The sequence below is a fragment of the Streptococcus suis genome (assembly GCF_002960445.1).
GTDB classification, from domain to species: Bacteria; Bacillota; Bacilli; order Lactobacillales; family Streptococcaceae; genus Streptococcus; species Streptococcus hyiners.
In genome coordinates this window covers 1-535 of sequence record NZ_POJD01000123.1, presented here as the reverse complement: position 1 = coordinate 535, position 535 = coordinate 1, and the positions used below count along the sequence as shown (strand labels likewise).

1 protein-coding gene is annotated in these 535 nt (G+C 32.7%); it reads right to left on the bottom strand.

The genetic code is table 11. The features are described 5' to 3' along the window. Positions 1-509: aminoglycoside 6-adenylyltransferase (locus C1G53_RS03400; RefSeq protein ID WP_002325310.1), on the bottom strand; the 509-nt coding region annotated here is incomplete at its 3' end. Positions 510-535 lie beyond the last annotated feature (26 nt).

Genomic DNA, 535 nt, shown 5'->3' with positions numbered 1-535 from the left:
CGGCACAATCCTTTAATAACATAAGGTGTTACATTCCAAAATTCATTGCAGCAATCATCATACTCCCTTGCGCTTGGCTTTCTTACATGATAATCTATATCAGTCGGAACTATGTCCCTTTTAATTCTACAATCTTTATCAATTAGAACCTTTATTAATTTATCGCCCTTTAGGTAATTATCTAACTCTTCCAAGGGCAATAAGGTAAGATCAATTTTATTGTAATCATCAAATAGCATAAGATAGGAAAATCCCTTTTCTTCAGGTGGGAATAATTCCATATCCTCCGGCTTTTGCATCATTATTATATTCCCAAATTGATTAAGCCAGTCATCATTAGATATAAACGGTTCTATATCACTTACAAAATATGTAATATCATAATCCTGAAATTCATCTTTAGGTATATTAATATTTGCGCGTGACCCCTCAAGGGTCACAATTCGAATACGTTCATCCTGTTCTGCTAAAGAAAGTACTAAATCCATCATTTCTTTTTCTGATCTCATTTACATACTCCTCGTTTATTTTTTCT